Raw genomic sequence first — 20,313 nt, 5'->3', positions numbered from 1 at the left:
CGCCGGCACCTTAGATCAGGCTGAGACGGCGGGGCGGGTCGCCACGGCGACCAGCCCTGGCCCATGCCCCGGGCGCAGCCGCTGAACCGCCGCGAACGGCGCAACGGCGGCCCTGATCAGTGTTCCGGCCAGCGCTCCGCGTGGCTGGAAAAGCCGCCCCGAGGTGTGTGTCCGGTCCTGCGCGCTCTCCGCCGCGGTCGCGGTGCGCCGGGCAGCGAGTCGGTCGCGTACGATGTCAAGGATGTAGCCCAGCGGCCACGCGTAGTGGATGATCCTGATCTGCTCGGCACCGGCAGCGGTGAGGACCTCGTGCAACTGGTCGGCGGTGTACCGCCGGTAGTGCCCGGCCAACACATCGGACGGACCGAACCGGTGCGGATCGGCCGGCACCGACAGCAGCAGCTGCCGACCGGGACGGACCAACGGGAGCCAGGCCGCGAGCGCGGCGGCATCGTCCTCGATGTGCTCCAGCACCTCGAACGCACAGACCAGGTCGTACGTCGTGCCGGCCGGCGCCTTGCGGTGATCGCCGTGGATCACCGTTCCGCCATGCGGGGTGATCCGCTGGTGTGCCACGGCGAAGCTCTGATCGTCCGGCTCGACCGCAGTGTACGGCGCTGCGCCGGCCAGGTAGGTGCCGACGGCTCCGAGCCCGCAGCCCAGTTCCAGGATGTTCGTCGGCTGCAGGGCCGCGATCTGCCGGCGGACGATGTCCCAGCGCAGTGCCGCGCGCGGGGACAACGGTGGTCGGCCCGGAGCGCTCATCGGCCCGCCACCCTGTCGGCCGTCGTGAGGCTGCCGGCACGCTGCCGGACCGGCTCGGTCACCGCGGCAGCCTGGAAGCTCTCGTCGGCCCGGCGGCCGGCGGCCTGCTGCCATCGGCGCAGCGCAGGCCGGTCCGCGGCCAACGACCGAAGTTCGGCCGCGATCGCCGTCGAATCGCCAGGTGGCACCAGGATGGCCGCTTCGCCGAGCACCCGCCGCTGCGGCGCAGTGTCCGAGGTCAGTACGGCGCAGCCGGCGGCGGCCCCTTGGAAGACCTTGGTCGGCACGACGTTGAGGGCCTTGTCGGTGGTGCCGAAGATGCCCAGCGCCACATGGTGCCCGGCCACCAGGGCCGGAAGCTCGTCGGGGGTGGCCCAGTCGATCCAGGTAACCCGAGGGTTGCCGGCTGCGGCGGCGCGGCACTCGGCGTACTCCTGGCCGGTGCCGACCATGGTGACCTCGACCGACTCGTCCGCCGCGAGGTCGGCCAGAGCTGCCCCGAGCACCGCCGTGCCGTGCAGCGGGGTGTACAGACCGACGAAGATGGCCCGCAGCGGGCCGGACACCTCAGCGGCATCCGGCCGTCGGGCGGCGAACCACTCCCGTCCGGCGCCGACCAGCGCGACCACACCCTTGTCGGCTGCCGCAGGGGGCAGCGCAGCCGCGTGCTCGGTGGTGTCCACCACGACGAGGTCGGCGCTGCCGAGCGCGCCGTCGTCGATCGCACGCATCAACCGACCCTTGATCCCACCGCCGGTGGCGAGACCGCGGTCACGGGCCGTTCCAGCGGCCGAGACGAGATGGTCCAGCACGATCGGGGTACCGGGAAACAACCGGCGGGCCAGCCGTACGTCGAAGTGCCCCAGATACCCGACCAGAACCGCGTCGACCTTCCCGGGCCGGCGGAAGCGGCGGGCCCGCCAGGCCAGCGAAGCCCAGCAACGGGCCAGCTTGACCGCGAGCAGCGGCAGCCGCCAGGGTTGGCGCAGCATCGCGACCCGCCCGGCGGTGTCCAGCCCCAGCGGGGCGTTGAGCTCGATGACGGCGTCGCCGGCCGCTCGCAGACCTTCGATTAGCACGGCGACGCGGGGATGACGTTGGGCTTCGTAGGTCCCGAACACCAGCCAGCGCACGGGCGCAGTCTAACCAGGTTCGGATCGGCTGTGGTGAGCGCTGTCCACCTCGTCGGTCCGGTCAGCCAGGCCCGGCTTACGAGGTTCGCCGCCGGGGAACCGGTTGGCCAACAGCACCGCCACCGCCGGTGCGGCTACATCGACCACGATCATCAACAGCCGGGACACCACGGCCGCGACCAGAGCGATCGGCTGGCTCACGCTCACGCTGAGGATGACCACCAGCGCGGCCTCCCGAGGTCCGGCCCCGGCCGGCGCGACGATCAGCAGGAATCCGATCGCCCAGGAGCCGGCGAACGCGGCGATCGACAGGAACACCAGGTGGGGGCCGTCCGCTGCGCCGAGACCCCGCAGCAGCGCCCAGATGTGCCCGCCGTACGCCAGCCAGGCCAGTACCGACCAGAGCACCGACTGGCCGATCCCGCTCAGCGACAGCGGCCGCGGCATCGGCTCGCGGCGGGCCAGGCGCATGGCGATCGCCAGACCCCGGTTGAGCAACGGAGGCCAGAGCCCCGCTGCGGCCAGCGGCAGGGCCAGCAACGCCCACCAGTAGCGATCGAAGGCCGCCGGGCTCACCAGCGGCAACAGACACACCGTAAGGAGCAGGCCGGTGCCGAGCGAGACTGCCATGACCAGCAGCGCCGCTGCTGCGGAGGATCGACCGGGAACCTGGTAGGTCCGGCCCAGCCGGGCCTGGGTGAGCATCGGCCACAGCTTGCCGGGCAGGTACTTGCCGAGCTGTCCGACAAAGAAGACCCGCATGCCGGCACCGAGTGGTATCCGGCTACCGAAGTCGGCGAGGATCGCCCGCCAGCTCAGGAAGTTGCACCACAGCGCGACGATGGCCCCGGCGGTGGCCAGGAGCAGACTGGGGACGGTCAGGTCCGTAGCGGTGGCTCGGACCTGCGACCATTGGCTGGCGAGGGCCCAGCCGATGAATCCGGCGAAGGCACCGACCACGGCGACCTGCAGCGCTCGTCTCAGCAGACTGGGACGGTGCGACGCCGGCGGATGCACGCCAGGCACCCTACTCGTACGTCGGCTGTGGTCGCTGGTCACCCCGGCCCGGTCGCGGCACCGCGCGGCCCCCGCCCATGCCGTCCGCCCGCCGCCTGCGTCCCGGCCCTGGTCAGTGTGCATCCGGTCTTCGCGCGCACGTCATGGCCAGGTCACGGTACGCGAGGTACGGTTGCTGACCCGTCGACCCGTCGACCCGTCGACCCGGGGATCAAGGAGGACAGCATGCCGCGCTCCGGTCTACCCAAGCTGATCGCCACCGACCTTGACGGCACCCTGGTCCGCAGCGACGAGACCGTCTCCGCGTACACCCATGAGGTGCTGGACCGGGCCCGGTCGCTCGGCATCCCGGTCGTCGGGGCGACCGGCCGCGGACCCCGGCTGATCGAGTTGACCCGCAACGACATCCGGGCCGCCGACTATCTGGTGATGGCCGGCGGCGGGCGGGTGGTCGACCAGAGCGACCCGACCGGTGTACGGGTGCTGCGCGACGAGCGGCTGTCCGCCGACGTGCTGGCCCAGCTGATCACCGAGCTGGAGGCGGCAGTCGGTCCGCTGATCGTGATGGTCGAAGCGTCTGACGAGCACGAGGCGCCGCTGTGGGGCGACTTCGACCCGCAGTGGCGGTACCCGGAGCGGTTCGAGGCCCGTACCAGGCAGCAGTGCCTGGCCACCGACGTGATCAAGGCGTTCGCCCGGACCCCGTCGCACGACGTCGACGCGCTGCTCGCCGCCGCGGTGCAGATCGTCCCGCCGACGCTGGCGACGGTCACCCAGGCCGGGCTGGGCTTCATCGAGATCTGTCCGCCCGGCGTCGACAAGGCCAGCGGCCTGGCGGTCGTCGCGGAGTCGCTCGACGTCAACCCGGCGGACGTGCTGGTCTTCGGTGACATGCCCAACGACCTGCCGATGTTCGCCTGGGCCGGGTGGTCGAGGGTGGCGGTGTCGAACGCCCATCCGACAGTACGCCGTGCCGCCGATGAGGTTACACTGCGTAATGATGATGACGGCGTAGCGATTTACCTCGACCGGCTACTGTCCGGAGATGGAAGTGCATCCACGTCTGGTCGCCACCGACCTCGACGGGACACTGCTGCGGCCCGATAAGTCGCTCAGTGCCCGGACCGCGGCTGCGCTCGACGAGTTCCAGCTGCGCGGCGGGCGGGTGGTGCTGGTCACCGGTCGGCCGGTGCGCTGGCTGCCGGCCGTGTACGAACAGTTGCGGGCCCCGGTGCCGGCGGTCTGCGCGAACGGTGCCGTGGTCTACGAGCCGCGTACCGACACCGTGCTGCGCGCCGACCCGCTCGCCCCGGAGATCATGGCCGAGGTCGCCCGGCGACTGCGCGCCGAAGTCCCGGATGTGGTCTTCGCCGTCGAGGTGGAGGATGGCCGGTTGATGCGGCACGGCACCGACTGGCCGGCGCACTGGAACAGCGATCACCCCACCGCCCGGCAGGTCACCGACTCGACGCGGCTGCTCGCCGCGCCGGCGGTGAAACTGCTGGCCCGCAGCAGCCACGATGACCCGGAAGTGTTCGTCCGGATCGTCGCCGGAGCGCTCGCCGGGCTGGCCGAGGCCACCCACTCGTCGAAGTCCGGGTTGGTGGAGATCTCAGCTGCCGGGGTCACCAAGGCGGCCGGGCTGGCCTGGCTCTGCGCCCGTTGGCAGATCGGTGCCGCCGACGTGGTCGCCTTCGGCGACATGCCGAACGACGTCCCGATGCTGACCTGGGCCGGGCAGGCGGTCGCGGTGGCGAACGCCCACCCGGCGGTGCAGGAGGTCGCCGACGCGGTGACGGCGTCAAACTCCGACGACGGGGTAGCCGCGTACCTTGAGCAGTTGCTGGCGCAGAGTCAGAGGTACTGGCCGGTGCGGGTGCCGCCGCCCTCGCCCGGCTGACCGGCCTGGCCCGGCTGCCCCGGCATGCCGGGGATCATCCCGCCCGGGCCGACCGGCAGCGCCGGACGCCCGCCGGAACGCATCTGCTCCAGCTGCAGCCGCGCCGCCATCTGCTGGGCCATCAGCGCCGCCTGGATGCCGTGGAACAGCCCTTCCAGCCAGCCGACCAACTGGGCCTGGGCGACCCGCAGTTCACTCTCGCTCGGGGTGGCGCCGTCCTCGAACGGCAGCGAGATCCGGGCCAGCTCCTCGCGCAGCTCCGGTGCCAGGCCGTCCTCCAGCTCGGTGATGGAACGCCGGTGGATCTCGCGCAGCCGCTGCCGGCTCGCCTCGTCGAGCGGGGCGGCGCGGACCTCCTCCAGCAACTGTTTGATCATGCTGCCGATCCGCATCACCTTGGCCGGCTGCTCGATCAGCTGCGACGGGTCTTCCGGGTCGACCGGCTCGTCGCCGGCACCGGTGGCCCCGCTGGCGTCACCGGGGGCACCTGCGGCACCGGCACCGCCGACGTTCACCGTGCCGACCGGTCGTCCGTCCGGGCCGACCACCACCACCGCGCCGGGCCGGCCAGCCGCCGGGCCGGACTCGTTGGTCTCTTCCGGGGAGCCTGACGTCTCGGTCATAGGCTCCATCTTGACGCAGCACCAGGGCCGGCCGCTCGCCGGTCCCCCGATCACGCCGCCCGCCGGCTCTCCGATCACGCCGCCCGCAGGTTTCCGGTTCACGCCGCCCGTCGGCTCTCCGATCACCCCGCCCGTCGGCGGCGTGAACCGGCAGATCACCTACCATTGACTGGACGCAGCCGAGCGGGTAGAACGCCGAGTGGACCGTCGACCAACTCGCCACCGTCGGCGTGCTCCGCCTGCGCGACCGATCGTCGTACCCATGGGAGAGGACCACCCCTGTGCCTCACATCGACCGTCGGCAAGCCCTGAAGCTGCTGGCCGCGCTCGGCGCCACCGGGCTGGCCAGCGCCTGCAGCGTCGGTACGGGTGACGACTCGAGCGAAGACGACGGCCCGGTCAGCGACCGGCCGGTACGCATCGGGCTGATCGTCCCGCAGACCGGCGGTTACAAGCCGATCGGCGACGAGATGCTCAACGGCTTCCAGCTCTACCTGGACACCAACCAGCAGCGGCTGGGGGGCCGCCCGGTCGACCTGGTGATCGCCGACGAGGGGGAGACCCCCGAGTCCGGGCTGGCGGCGGTCGACTCGCTGCTCCAGCAGCAGGTGCTGGCGCTCACCGGGGTGGCCAACTCGGCGGTGATGCTCGCCATCCGGGACGCCGTGGAAGAGTCCCGGGTGCCGTTGATCGGCTCGAACGCCTCGCCCCGCAGCTTGCAGAGCGTCGTCTACATCTGGCGTACCTCGTACGTCGCCGACGAGCCTGGCCTCGCCCTCGGCGGCTACCTGGCCCGAGAGGTGTCCGCCAACGGCGAGGTGGCGATTGTCGCCGCCGACCAGCCGGCCGGCCGCGACGTGGTGCAGGGGTTCCGGGAAGGCTTCGGCGCCAGCGACGAGCGGATCTCCGGGGCGGTCATCTGGGCCAACGCCACCCCTAATCCGGGTCGGGACACCTTCACCGAGCCGATCCAGGAGGTGATCTTCCGGGATCCGGAGGCGGTCTACTGCCACTTCACCGGCTCGGCGGCGGTCGAGTTCATCCGGCAACTGCGCGACGCCGGCTTCGAAGGTCCGATCTACGGCCCGGGCTTCCTCACCGAGGGCAACGTCATCGACCAGTTGGGCGAGGAGGCGAGTGGCATCGTCACCGCCCTCAACTACTCGGCTGACCTGGACAATTCGGCCAACCTGCAGTTCGCTACCGGCTACCGCAAGCGGTACGGGGCATCGCCGACCACGTACGCGATGTCGTCCTACGACGCGGCCCAGGTGCTGGACAAGGCGATCCGATCCGCCGGATCGGGGGTCACCTCCCAGGAGTTGAACCTGGCGCTCGGCCGGGTGGGACAGATCGACAGCCCGCGCGGGCTGTGGCAGTTCAACCAGCCGCGTACGCCGCAGCAGAAGTGGTACCTGCGTGAGGTGCTGCGCGACGGTCCGGTGCTGTCGAACGTGCTGATCACCGAGCTCGCCACGCTCGGCTGAGCGCCACAGTCAGCCGAGCGCCGGACTGGACTGGGCTGGAACCGTGGGTCAGCCGCGCAGCTCGGCGACGCAGCACTTCACGCTGCCGCCGCCCTTGTGCAGCTCGGTGAACTCGACCAGCAGCGGCTGGTAGCCGGCGGCGGCCAGCTTGCCGGCCATCCTGGTCGCCTCGCTGTTGACCACCACATACCGGCCGTCGCTGATCAAGTTCAGCCCGAAGGCCAGCGCGTCGGACCGGTCGGCGATCACCGCGCCGGGGAACAACTGCCGGAGCACCCGCTGCGACGCGGGGGAGAAGGCCTGCGGGTAGTAGGCGACGGTCTCGTCGTCGAGGGCGGCCAGCGCGGTGTCCAGGTGGTAGAAGTGCGGGTCGACCAGACGTAACGACACAACCGGCCGGCTCAGCGTCTCCTGGAGCCGGCGGTGCGCGTCCGGGTCGGTACGGAATCCGTAGCCGGCGAGGATCGTGCCACCGTACGCTCCCGGCAGGTAGGTGAAGTCGCCTTCGCCCTCGTTGGTCTCGGTGGGCCGCACGTACCGCCAGCCGAGCTCCTCGTAGAAATCCCGATGCGCGATGGCCTCCGCGGCCCGCTGCGGGTAGGTGAACCGGGCCCCGAATACAAGGCGGTCGACCGAGAAGGCGCCGTTGGCGGCGTACACCATGTCGGGCAGGTCGGCGCGGGCCGGCAGCAGCCGAACCTGGTGCCCGATGCCGGTCAGCGTCTCGCGTAGCCCTTCCCATTGTTTGACGGCGAGTTCGGTGTCCACCGGCAACTGAGGGTTCATCCACGGATTGATTGCGTACTCGACGGCGAAGTGCTCCGGCGGACACATCAGGTAGGTCCGGGGCTGCCCGGCGGCAGCGCGCACATCGGTCACGGGAACCAAGAGTAGGTATGCTGTCACACAATAAGAAGTCTCTATCGTTGCGCCTGAAGGGCTAAACGTTGCATATCGACGCCGTGGACCAGCGAATCATTGCGTCGCTGGTGGCCGATGCCCGTTCGTCCTACGCGGACATCGGTGCCCGGGTGTCGCTATCCGCCCCGGCGGTCAAACGTCGGGTCGACCGGCTGCGGGCGGCCGGGGTGATCCGTGGCTTCACCGCCGTCGTCGACCCGTCCGCCGTCGGCTGGACAACCGAGGCGTTCATCGAACTGTTCTGTACCGGGCGGACCACACCGGCCCAGATCGCGGCGGCCACCCGCCAGCACCCGGAGGTGGTCGGGGCGTACACGGTCAGCGGCGAGGCAGACGCCCTGGTGCATCTGCGGGCAGCCGACATCGCGCACCTGGAGCAGGCCCTCGAACGGCTGCGGGCCGAGTCGTTCGTCACCGCCACGAAGAGCATGATCGTGCTCTCCCGGCTGGTCGACGCACCGCCGCCGGTCGCCGTCCCCGACCCACCGGCCTGACCGGCCCGTGCCCGACCCGCTGACCTGTCCGGCAAGTGCCCGGTCAGGTCAGAGGTACATGCCGGTGCGGTGATCCCCGGCGTCGCCCCGGGACGGCTTGTCCCCGTCGCCGAAGAACCGCTTGCCACCGAACTCGCCGTGCAACCGGTCGTCCAACTCGTCGGCGAGACCGGTCATCACCTGCACCGCGAGCATCAGATGAGTGGGCTGGAAGTTGCGGCCGAAGACCGGCACGGACGCCCACACCGTGTCGTTTGTGCAGTACAGCCGCCCGATCGGCATCCGGTTGGTCAACTCGGACAGCTTCACGTACAACTGCTCGGTCGGCTCCACTTCGGTCAGCACCGGTGAGAAGACGTCCACCAGCGGCGGATTGTCCCGGATCCGGACGAAAACCATCGCCGAGCCGGCCCGGATCCCGATGTCGCCGTCCGCGTCCACGTGCAGGTGCTCCGGGGTGCTGCGCATCATCGTCGCGACCACCGTACGGACCCGGTCGTCGAGCGGCAGCGCGTCACCCGGACCGTCGTCACCGTCGTCAGGCAGCGAGTCGCCGGTCGGCAGCCCGAGATGGTCACCGAGTGACGACGCCGGTCGGGCGGTGCCGAGCGGCTCGACCTCGATCGGCGAGTCGCTGTCGTCGTTCACCGAGTAGACGACGAAGGCCGGATGCGGGGCACCGTAGACCTGGCGCAGCGTGTGGGTGATCACTGAGGCCAGCCGGGCGACGTCGGTGGTCGTCGTGGCCAGCCCGAAGTTGTCACCGCAACCCGGCACCACCCCGGGCGGCGACCAGCCGAGCGCGACCAGCTCGGCGACGGCGTCCCGGCCCATCCGGTAGTCCGGCGGCAGGGTGGCGTTGCTCACCGCCGACGCGGTCAACCGGTCCTGCAGGCCGACCGAGACATCCACCGAGTAGATCGCGTCCCCGGTGCCGGACGCCGTCGGATCGAGGGTGAGCTCCACCTGTGCACCTGCCGGCAGCGTCGGCAGCATGGCGGCCAGCGCGGCGGCGAAGTCCCGCCACGCCTGGGTCACCTTCTCCCGCAGGTCGGCCGTGCTCGGCTCGTCGAGCAGGAGCGGCTCGTGCGCCGCCGGCTGACTCCCGGACGCCTGATCTCCTGTTGCCGGCACCTGCTCCCCCACGATGATCAACTCAGTCTCGTTGTGCGCACACCCTACCCAGGTGAGCCACCACACCGGCTAGCCCCAGCCGCCGTCGGATAACCGGCACTGGCCGGCCGTAGCTGCCGTACCGCCGCTGGCCTGCGCTTTCGGATGTAGCCGGCGGATCGCAGCACGTGAGAAGGTGGCGGCATGGCACGTTCCGCCCCCCGAGACGACGCCGGCGACCGCGACCTGCGGGTCGACCGGCCGGCGACCAGCGCGGCCGGACTGCCGGGCGTCACCCATGCGCTGCGCGCCGGCGTCGCCCAGATGGGTGTACGGCGTACCGCGCTCACCCTTGCGCGGGTCAACCAGCCGGGCGGCTTCGACTGCCCCGGCTGCGCCTGGCCGGAGCCGGCCGCGCAGCGCCGCGCGCACGCCGAGTTCTGCGAGAACGGTGCCAAGGCGGTCGCCGAGGAGGCGACCCTGCGCCGGGTCACCCCGGAGTTCTTCGCTGAGCACCCGATCAGCGAGCTGGCCACCCGCTCCGACCACTGGCTCGGCCAGCAGGGCCGGCTCACCCACCCGGTGGTGCGCCGACCGGGTGCCGACCACTACACCCCGATCAGCTGGGACGACGCGTTCCGGCTGATCGCCGACGAACTGCGGGCCCTGGACTCCCCGGACCGGGCCGCGTTCTACACCTCCGGCCGCACCTCCAACGAGGCCGCGTTCCTCTACCAGCTGTTCGCCCGGTCGCTGGGCACCAACAACCTGCCGGACTGCTCCAACATGTGCCACGAATCGTCCGGCATGGCGCTGCTCAGCACCATCGGCATCGGCAAGGGCTCGGTGACCCTGGACGACCTGCACCGGGCGAAACTGATCGTCGTCGTCGGGCAGAACCCGGGCACCAACCACCCCCGGATGCTCTCCGCGCTGGAGCGGGCCAAGCGGGACGGTGCCACCATCGTCGCCGTCAACCCGTTGCCCGAAGCCGGGCTGATGCGGTTCCGCAACCCGCAACGCCCCGGCGGCCTGGTCGGGGCCGGCACCCCGCTGGCCGACCACTTCCTGCAGATCCGCATCGGCGGCGACCTGGCGCTTTTCCAGGCGATCGGCGCGCTGCTGGTCGCCGACGACGCGGTCGACACCGACTTCGTCGACACCCACACCAGCGGGTACGCCGAGTACCACGCCGCCCGCGCCGGGCTCGACTGGTCGGCGGTGACCGCCGCCACCGGGCTGGACCGGGCCCAGGTCGTCGAGGTGGCGAAGCTGTTCGCCGCCTCCGACGCGACCATCGTCTGCTGGGCGATGGGGCTGACCCAGCGGCAGGACTCGGTCGACGCGATCCGCGAGATCGTCAACGTGCAACTGCTGCGCGGCATGATCGGCAAGCCGGGGGCCGGCCTCTGCCCGGTGCGCGGACACTCCAACGTGCAGGGTGACCGCACAATGGGTATCTGGCACGAGCCGCCGGCCTGGCTGCCAGCGCTCGGCCGGCGACTCGGCGTACCGATGCCGACCTCGACCGGGCTGGACACGGTCGGCGCGATCCGGGCGATGCGCGACGGCGAGGTAAGCGTCTTCATGGCCCTCGGCGGCAACTTCGCCGCCGCCAGCCCGGACACCGACGTGACGGTCGCCGCCCTGGCGTCGTGCGCGTTGACCGTGCACGTGTCGACCAAACTGAACCGCTCGCACACGGTGCCCGGCGCGACCTCGCTGATCCTGCCCTGCCTGGGCCGCACCGAACGGGACCGGCAGGCCGCCGGCGACCAGTTCGTCACCGTCGAGGACTCGATGTCGGCAGTGCACGCCTCCCGGGGCCGGCTCGCCCCCGCCTCCGACCAACTGCTCTCCGAGGTGGCGATCGTCGCCCGGCTGGCCCGCGCCACACTGCCCGACTCGCCGGTGCCGTGGGAGGCGTACCAGGGCGACTACCGGGCGATCCGGGCGACCATCGCCGACGTCGTACCGGGCTTCGCCGACTTCGAACGCCGGGTCGCCGAGCCGGACGGATTCGTGCTGCCGCATCCGCCCCGGGACCGGCGGACCTTCGCCACCGCGTCCGGCAAGGCCGCGTTCACGGTCAGCCCGTTGACCGTGATCGAGGTGCCGCCGGGCCGGCTGCTGCTGCAGACCATGCGCAGCCACGACCAGTACAACACCACGATCTACGGGCTCGACGACCGCTACCGCGGCATCCGGGGCGGGCGCCGGGTGGTCTTCGTCCACCCGGACGATCTGACCGCGCTCGGCTTCACCGACGGCGACCAGGTCGACCTGGTGTCGGAGTGGTCGGATCAGGTCGAGCGCCGGGCGAGCGCCTTCCGAGTGGTGAGTTACCCGACAGCGCGCGGCTGCGCGGCCGCGTACTTCCCGGAAGCGAACGTGCTGGTGCCGCTGGACTCCACCGCCGCCGGGTCGAACACCCCGACGTCCAAGCAGATCGTCATCCGCCTGGAGCCGGCCTGACCTCGCCCGGGGCCGGCCCGACCTCCTCGCCGTCACCGTAGGCACGGGCCAGGGCGGCCAGCCGGGCACCGGCCTCGACCGGATCGGCGCCACGGCCGACGGCCAACCCCAACAGGTACGCGGTGACCGGCGCACCCGGTCGCAGCACGTTGTGCGCCACGTCGCGGGCCAGGTCCAGCACCACCGGCACCGGCACCTCGCCGGGGTCGAGCCCGAGTTCGGCGGCCGCCGACGCCACCCAGCTCGTCATCGTGTCGCTCATCGCACCCACCGTGTCGCTCATCGGACCCACTCCCGTGCCTGCCGGACGTCCTGGTCGGTGTCGCAATCGAACCACGGTGCCGCGCCGGCGCCGGGCCAGGTCACCTCGGCGACGGACAGGCTGCCGAGCAGCGCCCGCATCGACGCCCCGACGAGGCCGCCGTCGCGCTGTGCGGCGAGCCGGGCCACCGCCGCACGCAGCCGGTCGGTCCGCCACACACCGCAGAGCAGTTGCCGCCGGCCGGTGGTGTCGATGTAGAACGCCCCGTCGACACCACCCGCCCGTACGGTCCGCGTCAGCAGGTCCACCGCGTCGGCGGTGAGCAGCGGCAGGTCGCCGGCGAGCAGCGCGACCAGACTGGCCGGCTCGGCGACCAGACCGGTCGGCTCGGCGAACGCGACCGGGGCGGGGAGCGCGGCGAGGCCGGCGGCGGTGGCGGCGACCGGACCGGCCCCGGGCGGCTCCTCGCGTACCGCCAGGACACCCGGCGGCGGGTCGGCCAGCGGGCCGACGACGACGCGCGGGTCGGCGCCCGCGACGGCGGCCAGCACCCGGTCCCGCATGGCCACCCCACCGACCGGTACGTCCGGTTTGTCGACGCCGCCCATCCGTCGGGCCGCACCACCGGCCAGCACCACCGCCGCGAATCCGGTCACGTCGCCGACGGTACCGCGAGGTGAAACCCGTCGGTGCGGTTGACATCGAAGCCGGCCGGCCGGGGCGTCCTTCCAGTATGGAGTTCAGGCTGCTCGGGAACTTCGAAGTGGTACGGGACGGCCGGCCGGTACCGGTGGGCCGGCGCCGGCAGGAACGCCTGCTGCTCGCCATCCTGCTGCTGGCAGCCGGTCGTCCGGTCGCCACCGATCGGCTGACCGACCTGCTGTGGGACGGTGCACCGCCGCCGAACGCCCGCGGTGCCGTGCACACCTACGTCGGGCGGCTGCGGGCCGCCCTGTCGCCGTACGGGGTGCGAATCACCACGAAGGGTGGTGGCTACGCGGTGCCGGCCGGGCAGGTCGACGCGACCCGCTTCACCGACCTGGCCCGGGAGGTCGCCGGCACCACCGCTGGACCGGGTGGTCAAGATGGTGCTGGCGACGTACCCGGACGGCTCGTCAAAGCGGGAAATCTACACCGGAGCGCTCATCTACCGGGTCACCAACACGTCTACCGGGGAGTCGGTCGAGGTGGACATCAGCGGCACCTCGGTGCTGAACATCCGGCCGGGCGGCTCCTACTCCAACAACGTGACCTGGCGGGTCTGGGGCCCGATCCTGCTGGGCATGCACGAAGGAAAGGGCAACTATCCGAGCGGCATGTACGTCCCAAACGGCATCTACACCGTGGATGTCAGCAAGTCGGGGTACCGGACGCTGCGCTTCACCGTCGGCAGCGCGCACAACATCTGCGACGATCTTCAGCCCTGACCTGCGGGAGCCCAGCCCGGACTCCGCCAACGGGAAACATCCACCCCCCGATGATCGTTGCCGGTGGTATGGACGATTCCGGGGTGAACGGACCCGACAGCGGAGACGAGACGTCCCACGCCGGCCCGGCCCCGGGCCGGCGTGGCGCGGTCCGGGTGGAACCGGGCCAGAAACGGGTCCGGGTGTACCTGCACGGCGAGGTGGTGGCCGACACGACCGCCCCGCTGCTGGTCTGGGAGAAGCCCTACTATCCGACCTACTACCTGCCGGCGGTGGATGTCCGCGCGGCACTCGTCGCGACCGGCGCCACCGAGCGGTCGCCGAGCCGGGGCACCGCCGAGATCCTCGACGTGGTCACCGGGGACGGCCGGACCGCCGCCGGAGCCGCCCGCCGCTACCCCGACTCACCGTTGCCGCAGCTACGCGACGCGGTACGGCTGGACTGGGCGGCGATGGACGACTGGCTGGAGGAGGATGAGCTGGTCTACACGCACCCGCGTGATCCGTACACCCGGGTAGACATTCTGGCCAGCAGCCGGCGGGTGCGGGTGGAGCTGGACGGGGTGACGCTGGCCGATTCCGGCTCGCCCCGGATCCTGTTCGAGACCGGGCTGCCGCCGCGCTACTACCTGCCCCTGACCGACCTGCGGCGGGACCTGCTGATGCCGTCGCAGACCCGCACCCACTGCCCGTACAAGGGTACCGCCGAGTACTGGTCGGTGCGGCTCGGCGAGCGGACGTACGACGACCTGGTCTGGATCTACCGCGCGCCGCTGCCGGAGAGCCAGAAGATCGCCGGTCTGGCCTGCTTCTACAGCGAAAAGGTCGACCTGTACGTCGACGGCGTCGCCCAGCAACTGCCGCGTACGCAGTTCAGCTGAAGCCGGCGCGACACCCCGCCGGCCGTACGTGCGGTGCGTGTCGTCCGGTGGTCACCTTCCCCTGCTAACTTCTGCCCGTGGCGCAGGCAGACGGATCAACCGCAACGGACGGATCCGGGACGCTCGACGGTTCCGGGGCAGTCGGGCAGCCGGCGGGCGGTGTCCCACGGGTCGTCCGCAACGACTGGTCGTCGGTGGCCGTACCCGATCTGGACAGCTGGCGGCCCACGATGACGGTGAGCGTCGTCATCCCGGCCTACAACTGCCAGCCCACGTTGGATCTGACGCTGGCGTCGTTGAGCCGGCAGACGTACCCGGCGGACCTGCTCGAGGTCGTCGTGGCCGACGACGGCTCGGACCCGCCGTTGATCCTGCCCGAGGTCCGGCCGGCGCGGACGAAGATTGTCCGGGTCGGTGCCGACTGCGAGGCCGGTTGGGGGCGGGCCGCCGCCCTGCGCTGCGGCGTCGCGCACAGCACCGGCGAGATCCTGCACTGGCTGGACGCCGACATGATCGCCTTTCCCGAGCATGTGGCGGCCCAGGTCCGCTGGCAGCATGTGCTGCCGTACGCGGTCACCCTCGGCTACAAGCGCTTCGTCGACCCGGACGGCGACGGGCGGTGGCCGTCGGCGGAGACGGTCGCGCGGACGCTGGCTCGCGGCGCGGCAGCGGACCTGTTCGGTGGCGACCCAGGTGAGCCGCACAGCTACGTCGAGCGGTACGTCAACCAGACCGACCAGCTGCGCATCGCCGACCATCACGCGTTCAAGATCCACGTCGGCGCGACCGCCGCGTTGCGCCGCGAGCTGTACCAGCGGGCCGGCGGGTTCGACGCGCAGCTGCGGCTGGGCGAGGACACCGAGTTCGGCTACCGGCTGGCCCAGGCGGGTGCCGTGTTCGTGCCGGAGCCGGCCGCGCGGAGCTGGCATCTGGGGCGGACCCACGTGATGCGCGCCCGTAAGGAGATCGCCCGCTGGAACCGCCCGTTCTTCGCCGACCGGATCCCGTACCCACGCAGCTGGCGCAAGGTGGGCGGGACGTCCTGGTCGGTCCCGCTCGTCGAGGTGGTCACGGCAGTCGGTGACCAGCCGCTGGAACGGGTACGGGCGGCCGTCGACTCGGTGCTGTGCGGCAGCGAGCACGACATCCGGGTCACCCTGGTCGGTCCATGGGATCAGCTCGACGACGCGCGGGTACGGGTGCTCACCGACCCGCTGCGCGACCTGCGACTGATCACCGCGACCTACCGGGGTGAACCACGCGTCCGGCTGGCCACCGAGCGGCCCGGCAGCGTCTTTCCCGCGCCGTACCTGCTGGACCTGCCGGCCGCGTACGGCCTGGCCCCGGACGCCCTGCGACGCCTCATCGACGTCGCCGACCGCCACCAGGCCGGCGTGGTCCGGGTCGACGTCGGCGAGCCCGGAGCGGACCCGGCGCGGGAGGCCGGCGTACGGCTGTGGCGGACCGCGGCGCTCAGCCGGGCGCGCTGGGTGCGCTCCGCCGACGAGCCGCTGTTCGACGCGGTGACCTCGGTGTACGGGCACCGCGACGTGCCTGCCGAGGAGGTCGGCGTCGTGGACCTCACCGGGTTCGAGGTGACCGACCTGGCGAACGGCATGCCCCGGCCGTCCCGGCGTCGCCGGACACCTGCCGCGCTGGTGCCGACGACGGTCGAGGTGGCAGGCGTACGGTCGCTGGCCAAGGCGACGGTGGTGGTTGCCTGGATGGCGGGCCGGCGGGTCCGTGCTCAGTGGGCCGGGTCGGCGGTGCGGCGCAGAGCCGGCCACAGCGGGTAGCGGTAGCGGGGCAGCAACGGCATCGACACCGTGGTCGAGATCAGCCGCTGGCCCCGGGCCTGCTGGTCGATCCAGCGATCGTCCAACTTCAGCGACACCTCGCCGGTGCGGAACCGGCTCGGGTTGCCGGAGACCGTGTGGTTGGGTCGCAACCGCACGGTACGCCGGTCGACGAACGGCCCGCCGGCCGGCGGTGACACGACCTCCTCCGGCAGGCCGACGAAGCGGAGCAGACCTTCGACCGTGTCCCGGGGCTCGACCATGAAATCCTCGTACCGCAGCCGTCGGTGCCGGCCGGGAAAGGCGCGGGCGGTCCGCTCGATCAGCAGATTCCAGCCGAGCCACAGCCGGCTGCTCTCGGCCGGGCTGTGGTGGTGGGTCAGGCCGGGGGTCGAGGCATCGTGGTGGGAGGTCGTCCGGGACCAGGAGTACGCCACCGCCCGTGGGTCGCGCACCACGTGCAGCAGGTACGGCTGCACCCCGGCGACGCCCGACAGCATCGCGGCGTCGGCGGGCGACTTGGACGAGTCGACGATCAGCGTGGCGCCGGTGACGTCCGCGACGGCCCGGTAGAGCGAGGCCATCAGCCGTCGGTAGCGCTCGACGTCGGGGGCGGGCCGGGCGCGCAGGAGGGTGGGCGTGTGGCGGACCCGCAGCGCGCTCCGCTGCAGCGCATACACCTCGGCGGCCGACGGCGGGTCGTCCCCGTACGCGGCGCGGAGGATCTCCTGCCAGAGCGGGCATTCGGGGACCGGGACGCCGCAGCCGCACGGCCGGCGCTGCTGCAGCCCGCGGAGCCAGAGGTAGGTGAGCTCACCGACGGTGAAGACCGACTCGTACGAGTTCAGAATGTTGTCCAAGATGGTGGTGCCGCTGCGTCCCCACGCCGCGATGAACAGAACCTTGGTCACACCGCTCCCTCCACAGGCTGCGGCCGGAGTCTAGCCAGGAGACGATGCCGGCCCGGCCCGCTCCTCGGGCCTCGACAGGCCGGGTGCCGGTGCCGGATGCCGGGTCGGTGCCGGTGCGTCGTCCGGTTGCCGAGGGTGTTCCCGACCCGTACGGATGATGACTACCCAGAATTCACCCAATGGTCGCCCACGGTCGCCATCGTCAGGCGTGATGTCCGATACCCCAGCCGTCAGCGTGGTCATCCCGACGCGCAACCGCCCGGACCTCGTGACCCGCGCCGCTCACAGCGCCCTCGCGCAGAGCGTCGAGGACATCGAGGTGATCGTCGTGGTTGACGGGCCCGATGCGGCGACCCGATCCGCGCTCGACGCGGTCGCCGACGCCCGGCTGCGGGTAGTCGAGCTGCCAGCCAGCGGCGGCGCACCGGCGGCCCGCAACGCCGGGGTACGACAGGCCCGCGCGCCCTGGGTGGCGCTGCTCGACGACGACGACGAATGGCTGCCCCACAAGCTCGCCGCCCAGCTCGGCGCGGCCCGCGAGGCGTCCGCGCCGCTGCCGATCGTCGCCAGCCGGCTGGTCAACCGGACCCCACGGGCCGAGTTCGTGATCCCCCGGCGGCTACCGGATCCGGGTGAGCCGCCGAGCGAGTACTTCACCGTCCGGCGCGGACTGTTCCACGGCGACGGCTTCATCCAGACGTCGACGATCATGGCCCCGACCGAGCTGTTCCGCCGGGTGCCGTTCGATCCGACGGTGCCCCGGATGCAGGAGCTCGACTGGTCGCTGCGCGCGCTGAGTCACGACGACGTCGCGCTCACCTTCGCCGACGAGCCGTTGGTCATCTGGCATCAGGACGAAGACCGGCCACGGATCAGCCTGGACTCGCCGTGGCAGGCACAGTTCGAGTGGCTGCGGCGCAGCCGTCCGCTGATGACGCCCCGCGCGTACGCCGCGCTCACAATGAGCGTGATCAGCTCGATGGCGGCACCGACCCGCAGTGGCAAGGTCTTCGCGACACTGCTGCGTGAGGCGCGCCGGTACGGGCAGCCGGGCGCGCTGGACTACTTCACGTTCGCCCAGATCTGGCTGATCCCACCGGACCTGCGCCGTACTGTGCGGGACATGATCCTCAAGCGCCGTCGCCGCCAGACGCAGCCCGAGCAGTCGGCGGGGATTGAAACGGACGCGCTCCAGCGGTAGCTCCGCTTCACCCATCAGCTTCGCCCGTTTTGCAGTTGGGTCGACCCGGTTCGACGGACAGGGTCGGTAAGTTGATCTCACGCTACCTTGCAGGCCGTGACGCCTTGGGTGTTCGCTGGGCGCTCCCCGCGTAGCGGCTCATATCCGACAAATCTGGCCCGGATTGACGGTATACCGAGCCCGGTTCGCCGATGCCCGCGCTCTGAAGGCCTATGCCGGCGCGGCCCCGGTCACCCGCGCGTCCGGGCGCGCACCTCCATCACCCACCGCAAGATGAAGAACGATTGGCTCGCCGCTGCCGGTTATCTCTGGGCCTTCGTCGCCGCCACCCACGTCGAACCCACCAAGCAGCACAGCACTACCAGCGCCACCGCGACCACGGCGACCGCCATCCCGCCGCACTACGCCACCTGTTCAACCGGCTCCTCGGCTGCCTGCGCCACTGCCTCGCAACAGGACAGCTCTACCACCCCGACAAAGCCTTCCCATGCTCGGCATGCCCACACCCGCCGCCGCGCGGGCTGACCCTGGCAGGCTCACCTTCATGAACGACGGCAAGGATTGGTACGCCTGGCACAACCCCTACACCGATCCCGGCTCGCCCCTGGCACGCCGGCTGAGGCTGGTCCAGCAGCACATCGCCGCGTGGCTCGATGAGCGACCTGGCGAACCGGTGTCCGTGGTCAGCATGTGCGCCGGCCAAGGTCACGACATTCTGCCCGTGCTCGCGTCGCGCCCGGACGCCAGGCGAGTCAGTACAACGCTGATCGAGTACGAACCGCGCAACGTCGCCGCGGCCCGGACCCGAGCAATCGCCGAGAACCTCGACAGGGTGACCGTCGCGCAGGCCGATGCCGGTGACCTCGCCTCATACCGGCAGGCGGTGCCCGCCGACCTGGTCATCATGGCCGGCGTCCTGGGCAACATCAGCGACGCCGACGCCCACACCACCATTCACGCGCTGCCGCAGCTCTGCGCCGCCGACGCCACGGTGATCTGGACCAGGACACGACGAGCCCTCGACCTGACACCGGCTGTCCGAAGGTGGCTGACCGACGCAGGGTTCTCCGAACAGGCTTTCACCGCTCCCGACGACGTGCTGTTCTCCGTCGGCGTTCACCGCTTTACCGGCACCCCACAACCGCTGGAGAACGGCAAGATTTTCCAGTTCATCACCTGACGGAGGACCTACGACTTGACGGTCCCGGAGATCGGATTGTCCCTGCCGGAAAAGCCTGGTCCACCGGACACCCGTCCCGCTGACAACGCCCGACCACTCCCGCCCGTCGCACACCGCGGTCAGGGCCGCCCCGGCATCCGCGGCAACGCCGGCCACCACCCGGGGCCGACCGGCCGGACCGCCGCAGACCGGTTCTCGGGGAGCCGCGACACCCCGGGCACGGGCTTCGGACCGGCCACAGCACGACCGAGGCCGCAGCCGAGACTCTGGTCGACGCCTGTGAGCGTCTGTGAGCGCGGCGGATGTTCGCCACAGCCCACACGCATCGGTTCGGGGGTGTCAGCGCACCACCGTCGGCTACGCCGCCGTCGACAAGAAAGTCAAGTCCGAGGCGGGTAACCGCACCTTCGCCCTCGACAGCTTCAAGGAACGGCCTGGAGGTCTCCCGGACCACCATGGTGCACAACGGCGACCGCACCACGGTTTTCCCACCAGACGGCGGCGCAGTCCGGACCACCGTGACCGACCCCCTCGGGCGCACCAGCCAGCTCCTGGAATACAGCACGCCACCCACGCTCAACACCCCCGCGAACACCTTCAGCGGCGTGTTCACCGTCACCGGCGGCACCGCGGTCGCCTCCACCTACGGCTACGACGGCCACGGCAACCAACACCGCGTCACCGACGCCGACGGCAACATGTGGACGTCGACCTACAACCTGCTCGG

20 protein-coding genes and 2 pseudogenes are annotated in these 20,313 nt (G+C 71.3%); 13 read left to right on the top strand and 9 right to left on the bottom strand.

Annotated elements, in window-relative coordinates; all coding sequences use genetic code 11:
* Positions 1 to 15: 15 nt before the first annotated feature.
* Genes ACXAHD_RS18770 through ACXAHD_RS18760 form a run of 3 tightly spaced genes read right to left on the bottom strand, consistent with a single transcriptional unit; the run spans position 16 to position 2,915 of the window.
* Entirely contained in the window at positions 16 to 765 is a 750-nt protein-coding gene (locus ACXAHD_RS18770; protein WP_281552244.1) for a class I SAM-dependent methyltransferase, read from the bottom strand.
* Positions 762 to 1,898: a glycosyltransferase gene (locus ACXAHD_RS18765; RefSeq protein WP_281552243.1), complete on the bottom strand. Its 1,137-nt coding sequence runs from the start codon at positions 1,896 to 1,898 to the stop codon at positions 762 to 764. Before ACXAHD_RS18765 ends, ACXAHD_RS18770 begins: the two co-directional genes overlap by 4 nt.
* Before the next feature lie 9 nt (positions 1,899 to 1,907).
* Positions 1,908 to 2,915 (bottom strand): lysylphosphatidylglycerol synthase transmembrane domain-containing protein, encoded by a 1,008-nt coding sequence (locus tag ACXAHD_RS18760; RefSeq protein ID WP_475052036.1) that lies wholly within the window; start codon positions 2,913 to 2,915, stop codon positions 1,908 to 1,910.
* A gap of 225 nt (positions 2,916 to 3,140) precedes the next feature.
* Between ACXAHD_RS18760 and ACXAHD_RS18755 the strand changes: the two are divergent.
* Together ACXAHD_RS18755 and ACXAHD_RS18750 are read left to right on the top strand one after the other, a co-directional pair.
* Positions 3,141 to 3,956: pseudogene (locus tag ACXAHD_RS18755) on the top strand (HAD family hydrolase); the annotation flags it as partial.
* 4 nt (positions 3,957 to 3,960) lie between these two features.
* On the top strand, positions 3,961 to 4,815 hold the full coding sequence (locus ACXAHD_RS18750; protein WP_281552241.1) for an HAD family hydrolase: 855 nt from the start codon (positions 3,961 to 3,963) through the stop codon (positions 4,813 to 4,815).
* Here the strand turns inward: ACXAHD_RS18750 and ACXAHD_RS18745 are convergent.
* Positions 4,770 to 5,447, bottom strand: coding sequence for a bacterial proteasome activator family protein (locus ACXAHD_RS18745; protein WP_475052032.1), 678 nt, complete (start codon positions 5,445 to 5,447; stop codon positions 4,770 to 4,772). The genes ACXAHD_RS18750 and ACXAHD_RS18745 overlap by 46 nt on opposite strands.
* Before the next feature lie 272 nt (positions 5,448 to 5,719).
* Between ACXAHD_RS18745 and ACXAHD_RS18740 the strand changes: the two genes are divergently transcribed.
* On the top strand, positions 5,720 to 6,925 hold the full coding sequence (locus tag ACXAHD_RS18740; RefSeq protein WP_289211682.1) for an ABC transporter substrate-binding protein: 1,206 nt from the start codon (positions 5,720 to 5,722) through the stop codon (positions 6,923 to 6,925).
* A gap of 48 nt (positions 6,926 to 6,973) precedes the next feature.
* Here ACXAHD_RS18740 and ddaH read toward each other — a convergent pair whose 3' ends face one another.
* The gene (gene ddaH / locus ACXAHD_RS18735) at positions 6,974 to 7,813 is read right to left on the bottom strand and encodes a dimethylargininase (RefSeq protein ID WP_475052029.1); all 840 of its coding nucleotides are present in this window, start codon (positions 7,811 to 7,813) and stop codon (positions 6,974 to 6,976) included.
* 59 nt (positions 7,814 to 7,872) lie between these two features.
* Here ddaH and ACXAHD_RS18730 point away from each other — a divergent pair, with 59 nt between their 5' ends.
* Complete coding sequence (locus ACXAHD_RS18730; RefSeq protein ID WP_281552238.1) at positions 7,873 to 8,340, top strand: Lrp/AsnC family transcriptional regulator; 468 nt, start codon at positions 7,873 to 7,875, stop codon at positions 8,338 to 8,340.
* A 48-nt stretch (positions 8,341 to 8,388) separates the two neighbouring features.
* Here ACXAHD_RS18730 and ACXAHD_RS18725 read toward each other — a convergent pair whose 3' ends face one another.
* Positions 8,389 to 9,486: a T3SS (YopN, CesT) and YbjN peptide-binding chaperone 1 gene (locus ACXAHD_RS18725; protein WP_281555758.1), complete on the bottom strand. Its 1,098-nt coding sequence runs from the start codon at positions 9,484 to 9,486 to the stop codon at positions 8,389 to 8,391.
* A 171-nt stretch (positions 9,487 to 9,657) separates the two neighbouring features.
* Between ACXAHD_RS18725 and ACXAHD_RS18720 the strand changes: the two genes are divergently transcribed.
* Complete coding sequence (locus ACXAHD_RS18720) at positions 9,658 to 11,928, top strand: FdhF/YdeP family oxidoreductase (RefSeq protein WP_475052027.1); 2,271 nt, start codon at positions 9,658 to 9,660, stop codon at positions 11,926 to 11,928.
* Here the strand turns inward: ACXAHD_RS18720 and ACXAHD_RS18715 are convergent.
* Together ACXAHD_RS18715 and mobA are read right to left on the bottom strand one after the other, a co-directional pair.
* Positions 11,906 to 12,190: a DUF6457 domain-containing protein gene (locus tag ACXAHD_RS18715; RefSeq protein WP_281555757.1), complete on the bottom strand. Its 285-nt coding sequence runs from the start codon at positions 12,188 to 12,190 to the stop codon at positions 11,906 to 11,908. The two genes, ACXAHD_RS18720 and ACXAHD_RS18715, sit on opposite strands and share 23 nt — an antisense overlap.
* Before the next feature lie 17 nt (positions 12,191 to 12,207).
* Positions 12,208 to 12,846 (bottom strand): molybdenum cofactor guanylyltransferase, encoded by a 639-nt coding sequence (gene mobA, locus ACXAHD_RS18710; protein WP_475052024.1) that lies wholly within the window; start codon positions 12,844 to 12,846, stop codon positions 12,208 to 12,210.
* A 77-nt stretch (positions 12,847 to 12,923) separates the two neighbouring features.
* Between mobA and ACXAHD_RS18705 the strand changes: the two are divergent.
* The 4 genes and pseudogenes from ACXAHD_RS18705 to ACXAHD_RS18690 form a co-directional block, all read left to right on the top strand.
* A pseudogene (locus tag ACXAHD_RS18705) lies at positions 12,924 to 13,130 on the top strand (AfsR/SARP family transcriptional regulator); the annotation flags it as partial.
* A 145-nt stretch (positions 13,131 to 13,275) separates the two neighbouring features.
* Entirely contained in the window at positions 13,276 to 13,617 is a 342-nt protein-coding gene (locus tag ACXAHD_RS18700) for a hypothetical protein (RefSeq protein ID WP_281555823.1), read from the top strand.
* Between the two features lie 83 nt (positions 13,618 to 13,700).
* Positions 13,701 to 14,498, top strand: a complete 798-nt coding sequence (locus ACXAHD_RS18695; RefSeq protein ID WP_475052052.1) for a DUF427 domain-containing protein — start codon at positions 13,701 to 13,703, stop codon at positions 14,496 to 14,498.
* Positions 14,499 to 14,575: 77 nt separating this feature from the next.
* A complete protein-coding gene (locus ACXAHD_RS18690; RefSeq protein ID WP_475052021.1) occupies positions 14,576 to 16,294 on the top strand; it encodes a glycosyltransferase family 2 protein in 1,719 nt (572 codons plus the stop codon).
* Here ACXAHD_RS18690 and ACXAHD_RS18685 read toward each other — a convergent pair.
* On the bottom strand, positions 16,246 to 17,205 hold the full coding sequence (locus ACXAHD_RS18685) for a sulfotransferase (RefSeq protein WP_281552234.1): 960 nt from the start codon (positions 17,203 to 17,205) through the stop codon (positions 16,246 to 16,248). The two genes, ACXAHD_RS18690 and ACXAHD_RS18685, sit on opposite strands and share 49 nt — an antisense overlap.
* Positions 17,206 to 17,416: 211 nt before the next feature.
* Here ACXAHD_RS18685 and ACXAHD_RS18680 point away from each other — a divergent pair, with 211 nt between their 5' ends.
* The 4 genes from ACXAHD_RS18680 to ACXAHD_RS18665 form a co-directional block, all read left to right on the top strand.
* Positions 17,417 to 18,406 carry a glycosyltransferase family 2 protein gene (locus ACXAHD_RS18680; protein ID WP_281552233.1) on the top strand — a complete coding sequence of 330 codons (990 nt, stop codon included), beginning with the start codon at positions 17,417 to 17,419 and terminating at the stop codon, positions 18,404 to 18,406.
* A gap of 273 nt (positions 18,407 to 18,679) precedes the next feature.
* The gene (locus ACXAHD_RS18675) at positions 18,680 to 18,931 is read left to right on the top strand and encodes a hypothetical protein (RefSeq protein WP_281552232.1); all 252 of its coding nucleotides are present in this window, start codon (positions 18,680 to 18,682) and stop codon (positions 18,929 to 18,931) included.
* Between the two features lie 19 nt (positions 18,932 to 18,950).
* Positions 18,951 to 19,586: a class I SAM-dependent methyltransferase gene (locus tag ACXAHD_RS18670; protein WP_281552231.1), complete on the top strand. Its 636-nt coding sequence runs from the start codon at positions 18,951 to 18,953 to the stop codon at positions 19,584 to 19,586.
* A gap of 518 nt (positions 19,587 to 20,104) precedes the next feature.
* A partial coding sequence (locus tag ACXAHD_RS18665) for a hypothetical protein (RefSeq protein WP_475052016.1) occupies positions 20,105 to 20,313 on the top strand: 209 nt, incomplete at its 3' end.

Source organism: Micromonospora sp. ABR4_055, assembly GCF_056160425.1.
This window is presented reverse-complemented; position numbering and strand designations above follow the sequence as displayed.

Excerpts from the sequence above, each read along its gene's own strand:
- ACXAHD_RS18770 (WP_281552244.1), bottom strand. The coding sequence starts at position 765 with ATGAGCGCTCCGGGCCGACCACCGTTGTCCCCGCGCGCGGCACTGCGC.
- ACXAHD_RS18750 (WP_281552241.1), top strand. The coding sequence starts at position 3,961 with ATGGAAGTGCATCCACGTCTGGTCGCCACCGACCTCGACGGGACACTG.
- ACXAHD_RS18745 (WP_475052032.1), bottom strand. The coding sequence starts at position 5,447 with ATGGAGCCTATGACCGAGACGTCAGGCTCCCCGGAAGAGACCAACGAG.
- ACXAHD_RS18720 (WP_475052027.1), top strand. The coding sequence starts at position 9,658 with ATGGCACGTTCCGCCCCCCGAGACGACGCCGGCGACCGCGACCTGCGG.
- ACXAHD_RS18715 (WP_281555757.1), bottom strand. The coding sequence starts at position 12,190 with ATGAGCGACACGATGACGAGCTGGGTGGCGTCGGCGGCCGCCGAACTC.
- ACXAHD_RS18700 (WP_281555823.1), top strand. The coding sequence starts at position 13,276 with ATGGTGCTGGCGACGTACCCGGACGGCTCGTCAAAGCGGGAAATCTAC.
- ACXAHD_RS18680 (WP_281552233.1), top strand. The coding sequence starts at position 17,417 with ATGTCCGATACCCCAGCCGTCAGCGTGGTCATCCCGACGCGCAACCGC.
- ACXAHD_RS18675 (WP_281552232.1), top strand. The coding sequence starts at position 18,680 with ATGAAGAACGATTGGCTCGCCGCTGCCGGTTATCTCTGGGCCTTCGTC.
- ACXAHD_RS18670 (WP_281552231.1), top strand. The coding sequence starts at position 18,951 with ATGAACGACGGCAAGGATTGGTACGCCTGGCACAACCCCTACACCGAT.